The organism is Acidovorax sp. 62 (genome assembly GCF_002754495.1).
Taxonomy (GTDB): Bacteria; Pseudomonadota; Gammaproteobacteria; order Burkholderiales; family Burkholderiaceae_C; genus Acidovorax.
This window is the reverse complement of record NZ_PEFJ01000001.1, coordinates 763800-779882: the sequence shown is the minus strand read 5'-3', so window position 1 is coordinate 779882 and position 16083 is coordinate 763800. Positions and strand designations below refer to the sequence as shown.

Annotated in this window: 14 protein-coding genes; 11 read left to right on the top strand and 3 right to left on the bottom strand. The window is 64.7% G+C overall.

Annotation, left to right across the window (positions count from 1 at the left end; translation table 11 throughout):
* The first annotated feature begins 49 nt into the window (after positions 1–49).
* The 5 genes from CLU86_RS03600 (at position 50) to CLU86_RS03580 (ending at position 7584) form a co-directional block, all read left to right on the top strand.
* On the top strand, positions 50–724 hold the full coding sequence (locus tag CLU86_RS03600) for a GntR family transcriptional regulator (RefSeq protein ID WP_099740661.1): 675 nt from the start codon (positions 50–52) through the stop codon (positions 722–724).
* 50 nt (positions 725–774) lie between these two features.
* Positions 775–1725 carry an allantoinase PuuE gene (gene puuE, locus CLU86_RS03595; RefSeq protein WP_099740660.1) on the top strand — a complete coding sequence of 317 codons (951 nt, stop codon included), beginning with the start codon at positions 775–777 and terminating at the stop codon, positions 1723–1725.
* A 76-nt stretch (positions 1726–1801) separates the two neighbouring features.
* On the top strand, positions 1802–3583 hold the full coding sequence (uraD, locus tag CLU86_RS03590; RefSeq protein WP_099740659.1) for a 2-oxo-4-hydroxy-4-carboxy-5-ureidoimidazoline decarboxylase: 1782 nt from the start codon (positions 1802–1804) through the stop codon (positions 3581–3583).
* On the top strand, positions 3580–4824 hold the full coding sequence (locus CLU86_RS03585; protein WP_099740658.1) for an ArgE/DapE family deacylase: 1245 nt from the start codon (positions 3580–3582) through the stop codon (positions 4822–4824). Before uraD ends, CLU86_RS03585 begins: the two co-directional genes overlap by 4 nt.
* 447 nt (positions 4825–5271) lie before the next feature.
* Positions 5272–7584 carry an NADP-dependent malic enzyme gene (locus CLU86_RS03580; RefSeq protein WP_099740657.1) on the top strand — a complete coding sequence of 771 codons (2313 nt, stop codon included), beginning with the start codon at positions 5272–5274 and terminating at the stop codon, positions 7582–7584.
* Positions 7585–7670: 86 nt separating this feature from the next.
* Here CLU86_RS03580 and CLU86_RS03575 read toward each other — a convergent pair whose 3' ends face one another.
* Complete coding sequence (locus tag CLU86_RS03575; protein WP_099740656.1) at positions 7671–8489, bottom strand: HDOD domain-containing protein; 819 nt, start codon at positions 8487–8489, stop codon at positions 7671–7673.
* Positions 8490–8511: 22 nt separating this feature from the next.
* The gene (locus tag CLU86_RS22530) at positions 8512–8919 is read right to left on the bottom strand and encodes a hypothetical protein (protein ID WP_143226654.1); all 408 of its coding nucleotides are present in this window, start codon (positions 8917–8919) and stop codon (positions 8512–8514) included.
* Between CLU86_RS22530 and CLU86_RS03570 the strand changes: the two genes are divergently transcribed.
* From CLU86_RS03570 to CLU86_RS03560, 3 genes are all read left to right on the top strand, one after another.
* Positions 8896–9924, top strand: coding sequence for an ABC transporter substrate-binding protein (locus tag CLU86_RS03570; protein ID WP_099740655.1), 1029 nt, complete (start codon positions 8896–8898; stop codon positions 9922–9924). The genes CLU86_RS22530 and CLU86_RS03570 overlap by 24 nt on opposite strands.
* A gap of 79 nt (positions 9925–10003) precedes the next feature.
* On the top strand, positions 10004–10828 hold the full coding sequence (locus CLU86_RS03565) for an ABC transporter ATP-binding protein (RefSeq protein ID WP_099740654.1): 825 nt from the start codon (positions 10004–10006) through the stop codon (positions 10826–10828).
* Between the two features lie 11 nt (positions 10829–10839).
* A complete protein-coding gene (locus CLU86_RS03560) occupies positions 10840–11607 on the top strand; it encodes an ABC transporter permease (RefSeq protein WP_099740653.1) in 768 nt (255 codons plus the stop codon).
* Between the two features lie 49 nt (positions 11608–11656).
* Here the strand turns inward: CLU86_RS03560 and CLU86_RS03555 are convergent, their stop codons facing one another.
* A complete protein-coding gene (locus CLU86_RS03555) occupies positions 11657–12292 on the bottom strand; it encodes a hypothetical protein (protein ID WP_099740652.1) in 636 nt (211 codons plus the stop codon).
* A 290-nt stretch (positions 12293–12582) separates the two neighbouring features.
* On the opposite strand from CLU86_RS03555, the gene CLU86_RS03550 reads away from it, so the two are divergent.
* From CLU86_RS03550 to CLU86_RS03540, 3 genes are all read left to right on the top strand, one after another.
* A complete protein-coding gene (locus CLU86_RS03550; protein WP_099740651.1) occupies positions 12583–13626 on the top strand; it encodes a patatin-like phospholipase family protein in 1044 nt (347 codons plus the stop codon).
* 103 nt (positions 13627–13729) lie between these two features.
* Positions 13730–14512 carry a FadR/GntR family transcriptional regulator gene (locus CLU86_RS03545; RefSeq protein ID WP_099740650.1) on the top strand — a complete coding sequence of 261 codons (783 nt, stop codon included), beginning with the start codon at positions 13730–13732 and terminating at the stop codon, positions 14510–14512.
* Positions 14513–14706: 194 nt separating this feature from the next.
* Entirely contained in the window at positions 14707–16074 is a 1368-nt protein-coding gene (locus CLU86_RS03540; protein WP_099740649.1) for a GntP family transporter, read from the top strand.
* Positions 16075–16083 lie beyond the last annotated feature (9 nt).

Genomic DNA, 16083 nt, shown 5'->3' with positions numbered 1-16083 from the left:
CCTTAAACAGTCCACCAAAAGTGTATACAAAACACCGCTTGCGGCTATCATGCAGCGCATGGACAACTCGACCACCAGCCTCATCGTTTCGCGCCTGACCCGCGCCATCGTCGAGCACCGCCTGCAGCCGGGCACCAAGCTGGCCGAACAAAAGCTGGCCGACCACTTTGGGGTGTCGCGCACGCTGGTGCGGCAGGCGCTGTTTCAGCTGGCGCAAAACCGCCTGGTGCGGCTGGAGCCCGCGCGGGGCGCCTTTGTGGCCGCCCCCTCGGCCGACGAGGCGCGCCAGGTGTTTGCCGTGCGCCGCATGCTCGAAGCCGAGATGGTGCGTGCCTTCATGCGCCAGGTCACACCCACCAAGCTGCGCGCCCTGCGCGAGCACGTGGCCCGCGAGAAGCAGGCCGTGGCCCAAGGCGATGCGCCCGAGCGCACCGAGCTGCTGGGCGACTTCCATGTGCGCATGGCCGAGCTGATGGGCAACCAGGTGCTGGCGCAGATGCTGGGCGATTTGATCTCGCGCTGCTCGCTCATCACGCTGATGTACCAAAGCGCCAGCGCTGCCGAACACTCGCACGAAGAGCACGCCGACATCGTCAAGGCCCTGGGGGCCAAGGACGAAGAGCGGGCCGTGCAGCTCATGCAGGCACATTTGCTGCATGTGGAAGAAAGCCTGATCTTTGACCGCCCAGCGCCCATCAACGACCTGTCTCTGGCGCTGTCTTGAGCCCTGTCTTGGCCGTGCAGCCTGACCCGCCCCTTTCAAGCCCACCCACCATGATCTACGACGCCACCGCCCCCTACCCCCGTGACCTGATCGGCTACGGCAAAAACCCGCCCCACGCCCAGTGGCCTGGCGGCGCCCGCATTGCGGTGCAGTTTGTGCTGAACTACGAAGAAGGCGGCGAGAACGCCACGCTGCATGGCGATGCGGGCAGCGAGCAGTTTCTGTCGGAAATGTTCAACCCCGCCAGCTACCCCGAGCGGCACATGAGCATGGAAGGCATCTACGAGTACGGCTCGCGGGCGGGTGTGTGGCGCATCCTGCGCGAATTTGAAAAGCGCGGCCTGCCGCTCACGGTGTTTGGCGTGTCCACGGCTCTGCAGCGCCACCCCGAGCTGACGGCTGCCTTTGTGGAGCTGGGCCACGAGATCGCCTGCCACGGGCTCAAGTGGATCCATTACCAGCACATCCCCGAAGCGGTGGAGCGCGCCCACATGCAGGAGGCGATGGACATCATTGAGCGCATGACCGGCGAAAGAGCGCTGGGCTGGTACACCGGCCGCGACAGCCCCAACACCCACCGCCTGGTGGCCGACTTTGGCGGCTTTGCCTACGACAGCGACTACTACGGCGACGACCTGCCCTTTTGGATGAAGGTGCAGCGCACCGACGGCACGGCGGTGAGTCAGCTCATCGTGCCCTACACGCTGGACTGCAACGACATGCGCTTTGCCCTGCCCCAGGGCTATTCGCATGCCGACCCGTTCTTTCAGTACCTGAAAGACACGTTCGACGCGCTGTACGCCGAGGGGGACCCCGCCGGTGACAACGCCCCCAAGATGATGAGCATCGGCATGCACTGCCGCCTGCTGGGCCGCCCGGGCCGCATCACGGCGCTGCAGCGGTTTCTGGACCACATTGCGCAGCACGACAAGGTGTGGGTGGCAAGGCGCATCGACATTGCCCGCCACTGGGCGCAGCACCACCCGGCGCCCGCCGTGTGAGCCCATCCATGAATCAAATTGGCCTCTAGCGCTTATCAATCAAGCGCGAGCAGCTCACTTTTTTGAAGCACCCACCATGCCACTGACCCTGAAACAACTCAACGCCGCGAGCCCCACCGAAACGCTGGCGCTGCTGGACGGGCTATACGAACACTCGCCCTGGATTGCCGAGCAAGCCCTGGCGCAACGGCCCTTTCGCAGCATGGCACACCTGCAGCATGCGCTGGCCCAAGTGGTGCGCACGGCGGGCACCGAGGCGCAACTCGGCCTGATCCGCGCCCACCCCGAGCTGGCGGGCAAAGCCATGTTGGCCAAGAGCCTCACCGCTGAATCCACCCACGAGCAAAGCAAGGCGGGCCTGACGCAGTGCACCCCTGAAGAGTTTGAGCGCATCCAGCAGCTCAACGTGGCGTACAACGAGCGCTTTGGCTTTCCGTTCATCCTGGCGGTGCGCGGGCCGCGCGGCACGGGCCTGCCCAAGCAGGAGATCATCGACACTTTCGCCCGGCGGCTGGACAACCACCCCGAGTTTGAATTGGCCGAGGCACTGCGCAACATCCACCGCATTGCCGAGATTCGCCTGGGCGACAAGTTTGACTACGTTCCAGAGCTTGGAAACCTAACGTGGGATGCCCATGAGGAACTCGCCCGATACAGCGACCCCGGATTTGCCGAGAAAGGCCAGCTCACCGTCACCTACCTCACCGAGGCTCACCGCGAGTGCGCTGAGCGAATCCGCTTATGGATGGAAGCATCGTGCGGCTTTGACGAAGTGAATATCGACGCCGTCGGCAACGTGGTGGGCCGCTACCACGGCAAAGAACCCACCGCCAAATACCTCATGACCGGATCGCACTACGACACCGTGCGCAACGGCGGAAAGTACGACGGCCGCCTGGGCATCTTGGTGCCCATGGCCTGCGTACGTGAGCTGCACCGCGCTGGCAAGCGCCTGCCCTTCGGCATCGAAGTGGTGGCATTTGCGGAAGAAGAAGGCCAGCGCTACAAGGCCACCTTCCTGGGCTCGGGCGCGCTCATCGGCCACTTCAACCCCGCCTGGCTGGAGCAAAAAGATGCCGACGGCGTGACCATGCGCGAAGCCATGCAGCACGCGGGCCTGTGCATTGACGACATTGCCAAGCTGCAGCGCGATCCGGCGCAGTACCTGGGCTTTATCGAAGTGCATATTGAACAGGGCCCGGTGCTCAACGAACTGGACCTGCCCCTGGGCGTGGTCACCTCCATCAACGGCGGCGTGCGTTTTGTGGCCGAGATGATTGGCACCGCCAGCCACGCAGGCACCACCCCCATGGACCGCCGCCGCGATGCCGCCGTCGCCGTGGCCGAGCTGGCGCTTTTCATAGAACAACGCGCCGCGCGGGACGGAGACTCGGTGGGTACCATCGGTCTGCTCAACGTGCCCGGCGGCTCCATCAATGTGGTGCCGGGGCGCTGCCAATTCAGCCTGGACCTGCGCGCCCCCACCGACGCGCAGCGAGACGCACTGGTGCGCGATGTGCTGGACGAACTCGCCCGCATTGCCCAGCGGCGCGGCCTGCGCTACACCCTGGAAGAATCCATGCGCGCCGCCGCCGCACCCAGCGCACCCGCGCTGCAGCACCACTGGGAGCGTGCTGTGGATGCCCTGGGTGTACCGGTGTTCCGCATGCCCAGCGGCGCGGGGCACGATGCCATGAAACTGCACTCCATCATGCCGCAGGCGATGCTGTTCGTGCGCGGCCAAAACTCGGGCATCAGCCACAACCCGCTCGAATCCACCACCAACAATGACATGCAACTGGCCGTGGACGCCTTCACCCAGGTGCTGCGCCAGCTTGCCGAGGAACCACAACCATGACTACGAACAACAACTACGCCGCCCTGGACGCCTGGATTGACCAGCACTTTGACGAGGAAGTGCACTTTTTGCAGGCCCTGGTGCGCGTGCCCACCGACACGCCGCCCGGCAACAACGCGCCCCATGCCGAACGCACGGCAGAGCTACTCAAAGACTTTGGCTACGAGGCCGAGAAGCACGCTGTGCCCGCTGCCGATGTGCAGGCCTACGGCATGGAGTCCATCACCAACCTGATCGTGCGCCGCCCCTACGGAGCGCCGGGCGATGGCGGCAAGACCATTGCCCTGAACGCCCATGGTGACGTGGTGCCACCCGGCGAAGGCTGGACCCACGACCCCTACGGCGCAGAAATTGCAGACGGCAAGATGTATGGCCGCGCCACCGCCGTGAGCAAGAGCGACTTTGCCAGCTTCACCTTTGCCGTGCGGGCGCTGGAAGCCGTCGCCAAGCCCACGAAGGGCGCTGTGGAACTGCACTTCACCTACGACGAAGAATTTGGCGGTGAACTGGGCCCTGGCTGGTTGCTGAAGAACGGCCTCACAAAGCCCGACCTGATGATTGCCGCTGGCTTCAGCTACGAGGTGGTGACCGCCCACAACGGCTGCCTGCAAATGGAAGTGACTGTGCACGGCAAGATGGCCCACGCCGCCGTGCCCCACACCGGCGTGGATGCGCTGCAGGGCGCGGTGCACATCCTGAACGCGCTGTACGCGCAAAACGACGAGTACAAGAAGGTCACGTCCAACGTCGCGGGCATCAAGCACCCCTACCTGAACGTGGGCCGCATCGAAGGCGGCACCAACACCAACGTGGTGCCGGGCAAGGTCACCTTCAAACTCGACCGCCGCATGATCCCCGAGGAAAACCCGGTGGAAGTGGAGGCCGCCATCCGCCACACCATCACGCAGGCCACGGCCGAGCGCGCCGGTCTCAGCGTCGAGATCAAACGCCTGCTGCTGGCCAACGCCATGACGCCATTGGCGGGCAACCAGCCGTTGGTCGATGCGATCCAGAAACACGCACAGGCGGTGCTGGGCGAGCCCGTGCCCGCCGTAGGCACCCCGCTGTACACCGATGTGCGCCTGTACGTAGAGCGCGGCATTCCTGGCGTGATCTATGGCGCGGGGCCGCGCACCGTGCTCGAATCGCACGCCAAACGCGCTGACGAGCGCCTTCAGCTCGAAGACCTGCGCCGTGCCACCAAGGTGATCGCACGGGCGCTGAGCGATCTGCTTAGCTGAGCGGTGCGGTGGGCATGCACACATGCCCACCGCACACATGCCGGCCAGCACACCTGGCTGGCATGCCGCACAGCCCCAAAAGCCCCCCGCGAAGCCTTTGAAAACCCCGGCATCTGATACCAATGGGTTAGTCAGACTTCATTCAGGTTGCCCAACAATCGGGTTATCCTGTGGCCAATCTCAGTCCTCAGCCCTGCCCTGCAGCCAACCGCAGGGCAACTGCCCGCCGCCCTACCTGTGCGTTGCGGGGTACCTTGCCAGCCTTGCCGCACATCGGCGGCCCCGTCTGGCCGGGGGCGACTGATGAGAACGCTGCGGCCCCTGCGGCGCGAGCCTTGCGCGCAATGAGGGGGCGCCATGCAGCATACGCATAAACCGATACCGCCCGCTGGCACAGCGTCAGGTACGCTTGCCGCCAATCTCCGTCCTGGACTCTCTGAAATCCGTATGACACAGAACATTTCTGCCGCCGAACAGGCCTTGCGCGACGCAGCGCGCGAATACCACCGCAACCCCAGCCGGGGCAAGATCTCCGTCACGCCCACCAAGCCCCTGTCCAACCAGCGCGATCTGTCGTTGGCCTACTCGCCCGGCGTGGCCTATCCGTGCCTCGACATTGCGGCGGACCCATCGAAGGCGTTTGACTACACCTCGCGCGGCAACCTGGTGGCCGTCATCACCAACGGCACGGCCGTGCTGGGCCTGGGCGACATTGGCCCGCTGGCCAGCAAGCCCGTGATGGAAGGCAAAGGCTGCCTGTTCAAGAAGTTTGCGGGCGTCGATGTGTTCGACATCGAATTGGCCGAACGCGACCCAGACAAACTCATCGAGATCATCGCCAGCCTGGAGCCCACGCTGGGCGGCATCAACCTCGAAGACATCAAGGCACCCGAGTGCTTCTACATCGAGCAAGAGCTGTCCAAGCGCATGAACATCCCGGTGTTCCATGACGACCAGCACGGCACTGCCATCATCAGCAGCGCCGCACTGCTCAACGGGCTGGAGCTGGTGGGCAAGGACATTGGCAGCGTGAAGCTGGCTGTGTCGGGCGCCGGTGCCGCCGCCATTGCCTGCCTGAACGTGATGGTGGGCCTGGGCGTCAAGCGCGAGAACATCTTCGTGTGCGACTCCAAGGGCGTGATCTACGAAGGCCGCCCTGGTGGCTACGATGAATCCAAAGCGCAGTACGCGCAAAAGACCGACGCGCGCACCCTGGCCGATGCCGTGAACGGCGCTGACGTGTTCCTGGGCTGCTCGGCCCCCGGCGTACTGACGGCCGAAATGGTCAAGACGATGGCGGCCAAGCCCATCATCCTGGCGCTGGCCAACCCCGAGCCCGAAATCCGCCCCGAGCTGGCCAAGGCCGTGCGCCCCGATTGCATCATTGCCACCGGCCGCTCGGACTACCCCAACCAGGTCAACAACGTTCTGTGCTTCCCGTACATCTTCCGGGGCGCACTGGACTGCGGTGCCACCAAGATCACCGAGGCCATGAAGCTGGCCTGCGTGCGCCAGATTGCCGACCTGGCCAAGGCCGACATCAGCGAGGAAGTGGCCAACGCCTACGCAGGCAAGGAGCTGACCTTTGGCCCCGACTACCTGATCCCCACGCCGTTCGACTCGCGCCTGATCCTCAAGATCGCGCCAGCCGTGGCCAAGGCCGCAGCCGAATCCGGTGTGGCCACGCGCCCCATCGAAGACATGGAGGCTTACAAGGAGAGCCTGTCGCGCTTTGTCTACCAAACCGGCATGCTCATGCGCCCCGTGGTCACAGCCGCCAAGGCCCTGCCCGATGCCCAAAAGCGCGTGGCCTACGCCGATGGCGAAGACGAGCGCGCACTGCGTGCCGCGCAGATGGCCATCGACGACAAGATTGCCCACCCCATCCTGATCGGCCGCCCCGCCGTGATTGCCGCCCGCATTGAAAAGGCCGGCCTGCGCATGCAGATTGGCAAGGACGTGGAGGTGTGCAACCCTGAAGACGACCCACGTTTCCGCCAATACTGGGAGCACTACCACGCGCTGATGAAGCGCAACGGTGCCACACCCGAAGTGGCCAAGGCCGCCGTGCGCCGCTCCAACACCATCATCGCCTCGCTGATGGTCAAGCTCGGCGACGCCGACGCCATGATCTGCGGCCTGGTGGGCCTGTACGAAACGCACCTGGAGCGCATCCACAGCATCATCGGCCGCCAGGCGGGTGCCAACGACTACGCCGCCCTGAATGCGCTGATGACCAACCAGGGCTCACTGTTCATCACCGACACCTATGTGAACGAGAACCCCACGGCCGAGCAACTGGCCGACATCGCCTGGATGTCGGTGCAGGAAGTGCAGCGCTTTGGCATTCCGGCCAAGGTAGCGTTTTTGTCGCACTCGAGCTACGGCTCGTCCAAGCGCCCCTCGGCCCGCAAGATGCGCGAAGCACGCGACATCTTCGTGGCGCGCCACCCCGAGATCGAGTGCGATGGCGAACTGCACGGCGATGCCGCGCTGGAACCCGGCATCCGCAAGAGCTACATGGCCGAAGGCGATTCGACCCTGAGCGGCTCGGCCAACCTGCTGGTCTGCCCGAACATCGACGCTGCCAACATCCTCTACAACGTGCTCAAGACCACCACCAGCGGTGGCGTGACGGTGGGCCCGATCCTGATGGGCTCGGCCGCCACGGCCTACATCCTGACGCCTGCGGCCACCGTGCGCCGCGTGTTCAATATGACAGCCCTGGCAGTGGCCAGCGCTGCAGCGCGCGTGGCCTGATCGATTCGCGCTCCCCAAAAAGAAAGGCCCTTCGGGGCCTTTCTTTTTTTTGGAGGGATTGAACCGCAGACTTGAACACGGTCGCGTCAGTGCACGGCCACATCCACAAAGTCCGCCACCGGCGGCAGGTGCTCCGCCAGCCAGTCCGAGTCCAGCTGCAGCGCCTGCTTGATCTCCTCAGGCAGGCTGGCAATCGTGTCGGCGGGGGACTTGGGCTCTTCCAGCCCGATCTCGGCCAGCAGCATGGCCACATGCACGATGCCGCCCAGGCGGCAGAACGGGGTCGCGGCCACGGGGTCTTCGGCAGTTTCCAGGGCCCGCACGATCGAATCGGGGAAGCGCCAGCGTTTGGCCAGCTCGGCCGTCACCTGCGCCTCGGTAAAGCCTAGCAGGCGCTTTTCGCGCTCCCAGCGGCCGCCCGCCTGGTGGGGCAGTTGCTCAATGGCGGCCATTTGCTCGGGCGCCTTTTGCGCAATGATCAACTCGCCAATGCGCACCAAGAACCCGGCCAGCCAGGACTGCTGCACATCCGAGCCCAGCGTGCGCGCCAGCCACTGCGCATACCCTGCAGTGGCCATGCTCTCCTTCCAGAAGGCATCAGCCTCCACACCCGGCGTGTCTTTGAACATGCCACTCATGCAGGCGGCCAAGGCCAGGGTGCGCACCTGGTTCAGCCCCACCAGGGTCAGCGCATCGTCCAGCGTGGCAACCTGCCGCGCCAGCCCAAAGCGGGCGCTATTGGCCAGGCGGATGAGCTTGGCCGTCAAGGCCGGGTCACGCGCAATGGCACTGCGCACCTTCTCAAACGGAATGTCGTCGTCCTGCATCGTTGCCACCAGATCCCGCGCCACGTCGGGCATGGTGGGCAGTTGCACGTTGTCAAAAAACTCGGTCAGGTGTGGCATAGGTGAGCCCTCTCGTGGGTCTTTAAAAAACCCGAAGACGCAAGCCTTCGTGCTGCGGTGCAACGGGCTGCGCACCCATACCCAGGGAACCCTGTCCAACAGCGCCTTTGGTCTGCGAGGCAATGCCCTGTTTTTTGGATGCTGCGACTTCGTTGTACCACTGCGGCCGCGCCCCCGTCTGCGTGTTTGTCCCAATCCGTTGCAACAGTGCACGCACCATTTCGGGAAACCCTCCATGCCCGAGCGCACCACTTCGGTGAAGAATGATTTGCCGTGCCGCGCCGCCCTTGCTAAAACCCGACAGTGCGCTTGAAAGCGGGCATCGTTTTTGCTGAATAGCTTGCACAGCCAAGGCATTGCTGCCTTTTCCTTCCGTTTTTATTTGGCAACCGCCAGGAGCTATCCCATGAAAAAAAGAACGTTCATGCACACCGCAGCAGCACTGGCGCTGGCCAGTGCATTGCCTGCGGCGCATGCGCAAAGCACGCCCATCAAGTTCCAGCTGGACTGGCGCTTTGAAGGCCCGGCTGCGCTGTTTTTGCAGCCCGCCGCCAAGGGCTACTTCAAGGCCGCAGGGCTGGACGTGACGGTGGACGCAGGCAACGGGTCGGGCGGCGCAGTGCAGCGCGTGGCATCGGGCACCTACGACATGGGCTTTGCGGACCTGGCCGCTGTGATGGAGTTCCATGCCAATAACCCCGACGCGCAGAACAAGCCCGTGGCAGTGATGATGGTCTACAACAACACGCCCGCTTCGGTGATGGCGCTCAAGAAAAGCGGCATCAACACGCCTGCAGATCTGGCTGGCAAAAAGCTGGGCGCCCCGGTGTTTGACGCAGGCCGCCGTGCCTTCCCCATCTTCCAAAAGGCCAACAAGGTCGGCAACGTGCAATGGACGGCCATGGACCCCCCGCTGCGCGAGACCATGCTGGTGCGCGGCGATGTGGACGCCATCACCGGCTTCACCTTCACCTCGCTGCTGAACCTGGAAGCCCGGGGCGTGAAGACTGCCGACGTGGTCGTGCTGCCTTATGCCGACTTTGGCGTGAAGCTGTACGGCAACGTGATCATTGCGTCGCCCAAGCTCATCAAGGAGAACCCGGCCGCCGTCAAGGCCTTCCTGTCGGCCTTCACCAAAGGGGCCAAGGAAGTCATCGCCAACCCCGCTGCCGCCATCGAGCATGTGCGCGCACGCGATGGCATCGTGAACGTGGCGCTGGAGACGCGCCGCCTGCAACTGGCCATCGACACCGTGGTCAACAGCGCCGATGCACGCGCCGAAGGCTTCGGCCAAGCCAAGCCGGGCCGCCTGTCGCTGATGGCGTCGCAGGTGTCCGACGCTTTCAACACCAAGACCCGCGTGAACGCAGACGATGTGTGGAACGGGAGCTTCTTGCCCAGCGCTGCCGAGCTGAACATTCTTCCGAAGAAATAAGCCCCACCTGAGCCACTATCAATTCAATAGCTGCTAGCGCTTACCCAATAAGCGCTAGAGGCATTTTTTACTTAAAACCATGCAGGCTGCCGAATCCTATTTCGTGGATTTTCGCGATGTCTGGCTCGCCTACAACGACGAGCTGCGCGCGCAGAACCACTTTGCGGTCGAAGCCATCGACCTGCAAATCCGCCAGGGCGAGTTCATTGCCATCGTCGGTCCGTCGGGCTGTGGCAAGTCCACCTTCATGAAGCTGGCCACGGGGCTGAAGATGCCATCGATGGGCAAGATCCTCATCGACGGCCAGCCCGTGACCGGGCCGCTGAAAGTCTCAGGCATGGCCTTCCAGGCGCCGTCGCTGCTGCCCTGGCGCACCACGGTCAACAACGTGCTGCTGCCGCTAGAGATCGTGGAGCCCTACCGCAGCCACTTCAAGCAAAAGCGCAAGGAATACGAAGAGCGTGCCCGCAAGCTACTGCAAAAGGTGGGGCTGGCGGGGTATGAGGACAAGTTCCCCTGGCAGCTGTCGGGCGGCATGCAGCAGCGCGCCAGCATCTGCCGCGCCCTCATCCACGAGCCCAAGATGCTGCTGCTGGACGAGCCCTTCGGTGCGCTGGATGCCTTCACGCGCGAGGAGCTGTGGTGCATCCTGCGCGACCTGCAGGCCGAGCAGAAGTTCAACGTCATCCTGGTCACGCACGACCTGCGCGAAAGTGCCTTTCTGGCCGACACGGTGTACGTGATGAGCAAGAGCCCCGGCCGCTTTGTGGTCAAGCGTGAGATTGACCTGCCCCGCCCCCGGGACCTGGAAGTGACCTACACCAAAGAGTTCACCGACATCGTGCACGAGCTGCGCGGCCACATTGGTGCCATGCGAAAAGCTGGCGCGCCCATCCAGCAATAAGGCCGGACCCCATGCACAAAAAAACCGTAGAACGCTGGTCCCCCTGGCTGCTGCTCGCGGCCACCATCCTGCTGTGGCAAATCATCTGCTCGGCCTTCAATGTGTCCGAGTTCATCTTCCCCAGCCCCTGGGCCATTGGCACGCAGCTGGTGGAGTTTGGCGGCGTCATCGCAGGCCATGCCTGGCGCACCTTCTGGGTCACCATGGCGGGGTTTGGTCTCGCCATCGTCGTGGGGGTGCTGCTGGGCTTTGTGATTGGCAGCTCGCGCCTGGCCTATGCCGCCGTGTACCCGCTGATGACCGCCTTCAACGCCCTGCCCAAAGCGGCGTTCGTGCCCATCCTCGTGGTGTGGTTCGGCATTGGGGTGGGTCCCGCCATCCTCACGGCCTTTCTCATCAGCTTCTTCCCCATCATGGTCAACATCGCCACGGGCTTGGCCACGCTGGAGCCCGAGCTCGAAGACGTGCTGCGCGTGCTGGGCGCCAAGCGCTGGGATGTGCTGACCAAGGTGGGCCTGCCCCGCTCGCTGCCCTACTTCTATGGCTCGCTCAAAGTCGCCATCACCCTGGCCTTTGTGGGCACCACGGTGAGCGAGATGACGGCCGCCAACGAAGGCATTGGCTACCTGCTCATCAGCGCGGGCTCGTCCATGCAAATGGGCCTGGCCTTTGCCGGGCTGATGGTGGTGGGCGCCATGGCGATGGCCATGTACGAGCTGTTCAGCTGGGTCGAAAAGCGCACCACAGGGTGGGCGCACCGAGGTTCCCAGGGCGAATGAGCCAGGCGCGGGGGGGCCGTCCGGTCGGCCCTTCCCCGCATGCCCCCGCTCAGGGAAAAGACCGGCGCGAAGGAAAGTCTCCGTCCGACTCCCACAGCCCAGGCTGCGTGCGCACACGCACGGCCCAACCCTGCTTTGTTTGCATGTAGCGGCGATAGCGGGTCGTGAAGTGCCCCTCCTGCGGCTCGCTGCGGACCGACAGCAATTGCTCCGCAGCGCCCACGCGCACCCTCTTCCATGCGGCCTTGCCGGTGTGGGCCAGCACGATGGGCTGCCACTGCCCCCCTGCAGCGCGGGCCTGTGCAGGCTCCAGCCGCTTGGCCATGACCTGGATCGGCCGGGTCAGCAAGCCGCTGTAGCTGCCTGCAGGCGCCGTCAAGTCCACCGTCACCAGCACTGTGGGAACGCGCGCACCGCGCAACAAAGTGTGGTCCAGCCGGGCCAGGGGGGCCTCCAGCGTGATGCTGTCCAGCAAGGCTCCGTCGCAACCCCGCAGCTGCAAAACGGCGGGGGCGCCAGGGGCTGGGTCGCCACTGGCCCACAGGCGGTCCAGCGCATGGGGTGTCAGCCCGTCATCAAGTACCAGCGCCACTGTCTGGCAGCCCACAGCCAGCCGATCCCCGGCATACGCCAAAGAATGGGCGGCGACCAGCGCAAGCGCCAGCCAAGGGGACTTCAACGTCATGATCGGGGCACCTCGATACCGGAAGAAACAACACCCAGAACCGGCGCGATCGCAGGCAGGTGCAAGTCAAAATGAAGCGGCATTGTAGGCAGCCGCACTGCACCAGAAGCTGGGACACAGGCGCCAGGGCTGCCAAACAAGAAAGACTTTGGCGTCTGCCCGCGAACGCGAACCCACCCATCGCGCACGCCATGGCCCGCCACACGCCCCCATGCGCTTGACATTGCCAACACCTGGGCCAAACCCCAGCCGCTACACTCCCCGCCTCGAATGACAACAGGATCCTGCACATGCGGTTGGACGTTTTCTTGCGCCCGCTGGCGCTGCTGTTTTGCGCGGGCCTTGCTGCATGCGGCGGCACACAGCCCACCCAGCCTGTGGCGGCCGCACAGGCCGCAGCCACCACGGCAGCGCCCACAGTGGCCCCCATCAAGGTCGGCATCGCTTTGGGTGGCGGCGCAGCCAAAGGCTTTGCACACATCGGCGTGATCAAGATGCTGGAGGCCAACGGCTTCGCGCCCGCTGTGGTCTCAGGCACCAGCGCAGGCAGCGTGGTCGGTGCGCTGTATGCCAGCGGCATGAACGCTTTTGAGATGCAGGAAAAAGCCGTGGCACTGGACGAGGCCAAAATCCGCGACCTGCAGTGGTCGTCCGGCGGCCTGCTGCAAGGCCAGAAGCTGGAAGACTATGTGAACGAACAAGTGCGCCGCAAACCTCTGGAGCAAATGACCAAGCCCTTCGTGGCCGTGGCCACGCGGCTCGAAGACGGCGAACGCACCGTGTTTGCACGCGGCAACACGGGCCAGGCCGTGCGTGCATCAAGCAGCGTGCCGGGCGTGTTCCAGCCCGTCACCATCGGCAAGTACCACTTCGTGGACGGCGGCATCGTAAGCCCCGTGCCGGTGGATGCAGCGCGCCAGCTGGGCGCCGATATCGTGATCGCCGTGGACATCTCCAACAAGGCCCGGGGCCAGTCGCCCGGCGACATGCTGGGCACGCTGGGCCAGTCCATCGCCATCATGGGCCAAAAGCTCGGCCAGGCCGAACTGGCCCGCGCCGACGTCATCATCCGCCCCCAGGTGCTGGACATTGGCTCGGCCGATTTCAGCCAACGCGCCAATGCCATCCTGGAAGGTGAAAAGGCCGCCCTGGCCGTGATGCCCCAAATCCGCGAACGCATCGCCCAACTGCAAACCGACCGTGCCAACGCTGCGCGCACCGCCCAGCAAAAAGCAGCCGAAGCCCAGTACCAAGCCTGCCTCGAAAAACGCAGCAGCCTGCAAAAGCTGGCAGGCATGGCCCGGCTGGACGACTCCTGCTCGGCGCCGAAGTAAGCAAACTGGCACCCAAGAGACGCCTCTAACACGCGCCCCTGCGGTACAGTCCACGGCACGCCACCGCAGCGCCTCTCGCCTCATCTCACCCGCCCGCTTCCCCATGTCGTCCCCCTTCTCCGCCGTCAAACCCAGCCTCAAACTGGCCGACCAAGTCGCCAGCACGCTGGAGACCGAAATCCGCGCGGGCCGCATCCAGGCGTCTGAGAAGCTGCCCACCGAGGCTGCGCTAGCGCAGCAGTTCCAGGTCAGCCGCACCGTGGTGCGCGAGGCCATCTCGCGGCTCAAATCGCTGGGGCTGGTGGACTCACGCCAGGGCAGTGGCGTGTATGTGCAGGCCCCGGGCATCGAGCCCCTGCACTTTGAGTTGCCCCATGCCGCATCGCGCGAGGCGGTCATGCAAATCGTGGAGGTGCGCCGCGCCCTGGAATCCGAAGTGGCCGAGCTGGCCGCCCAGCGCCGCAGCGATGCCGATGTGCAGGCCATTCGCACCGCCATGCAACGCATCAGCGATGCCGTGCAGGCCGGGCGTGACGGGGCCGAGGAGGATGTGGAGTTTCACCGGGCGATTGCGCGGGCGGCGGGCAACCCGTTTCTCATTAGCACGCTGGACTACCTGGCCCGCTTTCTTCAAGGGGCCACACGCGTCACCCGCGCCAATGAGGCCCGGCGCAGCGACTTTGCCCAGGCCGTGACGCAGGAGCATGAGCAGATCGTGCGCGCGATTGAAGCTGGTGACGCCGCCGCAGCCCGGCATGCCGCCACCGACCACATGCGCAACGCGCTGCGCCGCATTGAGCAAGCCGACCCCACCTTCTGGGCGCAGGACGGTGCACGCCTGGCACAACCCCTGGTGGTGGACACAGCCCCCTCGCAGCGCGGCTGAAGGACCCCACGCCGAGCGCGTGCAACTACAAGCCGTTGCGTCAACGTAGGCGCACCGCACCCACCGAAATCAGTGCACCTTCAGGGTTAACCCGCAGCAAACTGCCACGCTAAATTTGTATGATAACCATATAAACACACCAACTTGAGCAGCGCCGCGTGTGCTCGCTCAGCCATCCAGGAGATATCTCGTTCATGTCCACCCTCGCACTTCTCGGCATCGGCGCCGGCAGCATTGCCCTGCTCCTGTTGCTCATCATCCGCTGGCAAGTCCACGCCTTCGTGGCGATGATGCTGGTGAGCTTTCTGGTGGCGTTTGCCACGCAGATGCCCATTGGCGACATCATCAGCACGCTGATTGCGGGCATGGGCGGCACGCTGGGTTCGGTCGCCATCCTGGTGGCGCTGGGCTCCATGCTGGGGCGCATGATCGAGGTCTCGGGCGGTGCGGCCAGCCTGGCAAACCGCTTCACGCAGCTTCTGGGCCCCACACGGGTGCCCATGGCCCTCACGACCGCAGCGCTGGTGCTGGCCATCCCGGTGTTTTTTGACGTGGGCTTCATCATCCTGGTGCCCATCGTCTACGGCTTTTGCAAGGCAGCGGGCGTCAACCCCATCAAGTTCGGCCTGCCCGTAGCGGGCATCATGCTGGCCGCACACGTGGTGGTGCCACCGCACCCCGGCATCGTGGGCGGGGCTGCCATCGTCAAGGGCGACATTGGCTGGATCACCATCATTGGCCTGGCCATCTGCATCCCGCTGGCGGCGCTGTCGCAGTATGTGTCGGGCTGGCTCAACCGCAAGGGCTACCCCTTGTTGCCCACCACGGCCGAGCAGTTTGCAGCCTTTGGCAACAGCGAAGACAGCAAGACCACCCAGGCGGGCAAAACCCCTGGCGTGGGCACCATCATGGCGCTGATCGTGATCCCCCTGGCCCTCATCATGGCGGGCACCACCGGCGCCACGCTGCTGCCCAAGGGCGACAACCTGCGCAACGTGCTGGGCTTCATCGGCTCGCCCATCTTTGCGCTGATGGTGGCCGTGGGCCTGGCGATGTTCCTGCTGGGCCGCAACCAGGGCTGGAACCGTGGGCGGACCAACGCCATCATGGAATCCGCCCTGCCCCCTGCCGCCACGGTGATCTTGGTGACGGGCGCAGGCGGCGTGTTTGCCAAGGTGCTCACCGCCAGCGGCATTGGCACGGCGCTGTCGCAAAGCCTCACGGCCACGCACCTGCCGCTCATCCTGCTGGCTTTCATCATCTCGCTGGCGCTGCGCGCTGCCCAGGGTTCGGCCACCGTGGCCATCATCACCACCTGCGGCCTGCTGGCCGACGCCATTGCAGGTGGCGGGTATTCCCCCTTGCAAGTGGCGCTGCTCACGGTTGCCATCGGCTTTGGAAGCCTCGGGCTTTCGCACGTCAACGATTCGGGCTTCTGGATCGTGACCCGCTACCTGGGCCTGAGCGTGGGCGATGGCCTGCGCACCTGGACCGTACTGACCACTGTGCTGGGCCTGGCGGGCTTTGCCCTGACTGCCCTGCTGTGGGTGGCCGTTGCCTGATTTTTTCTC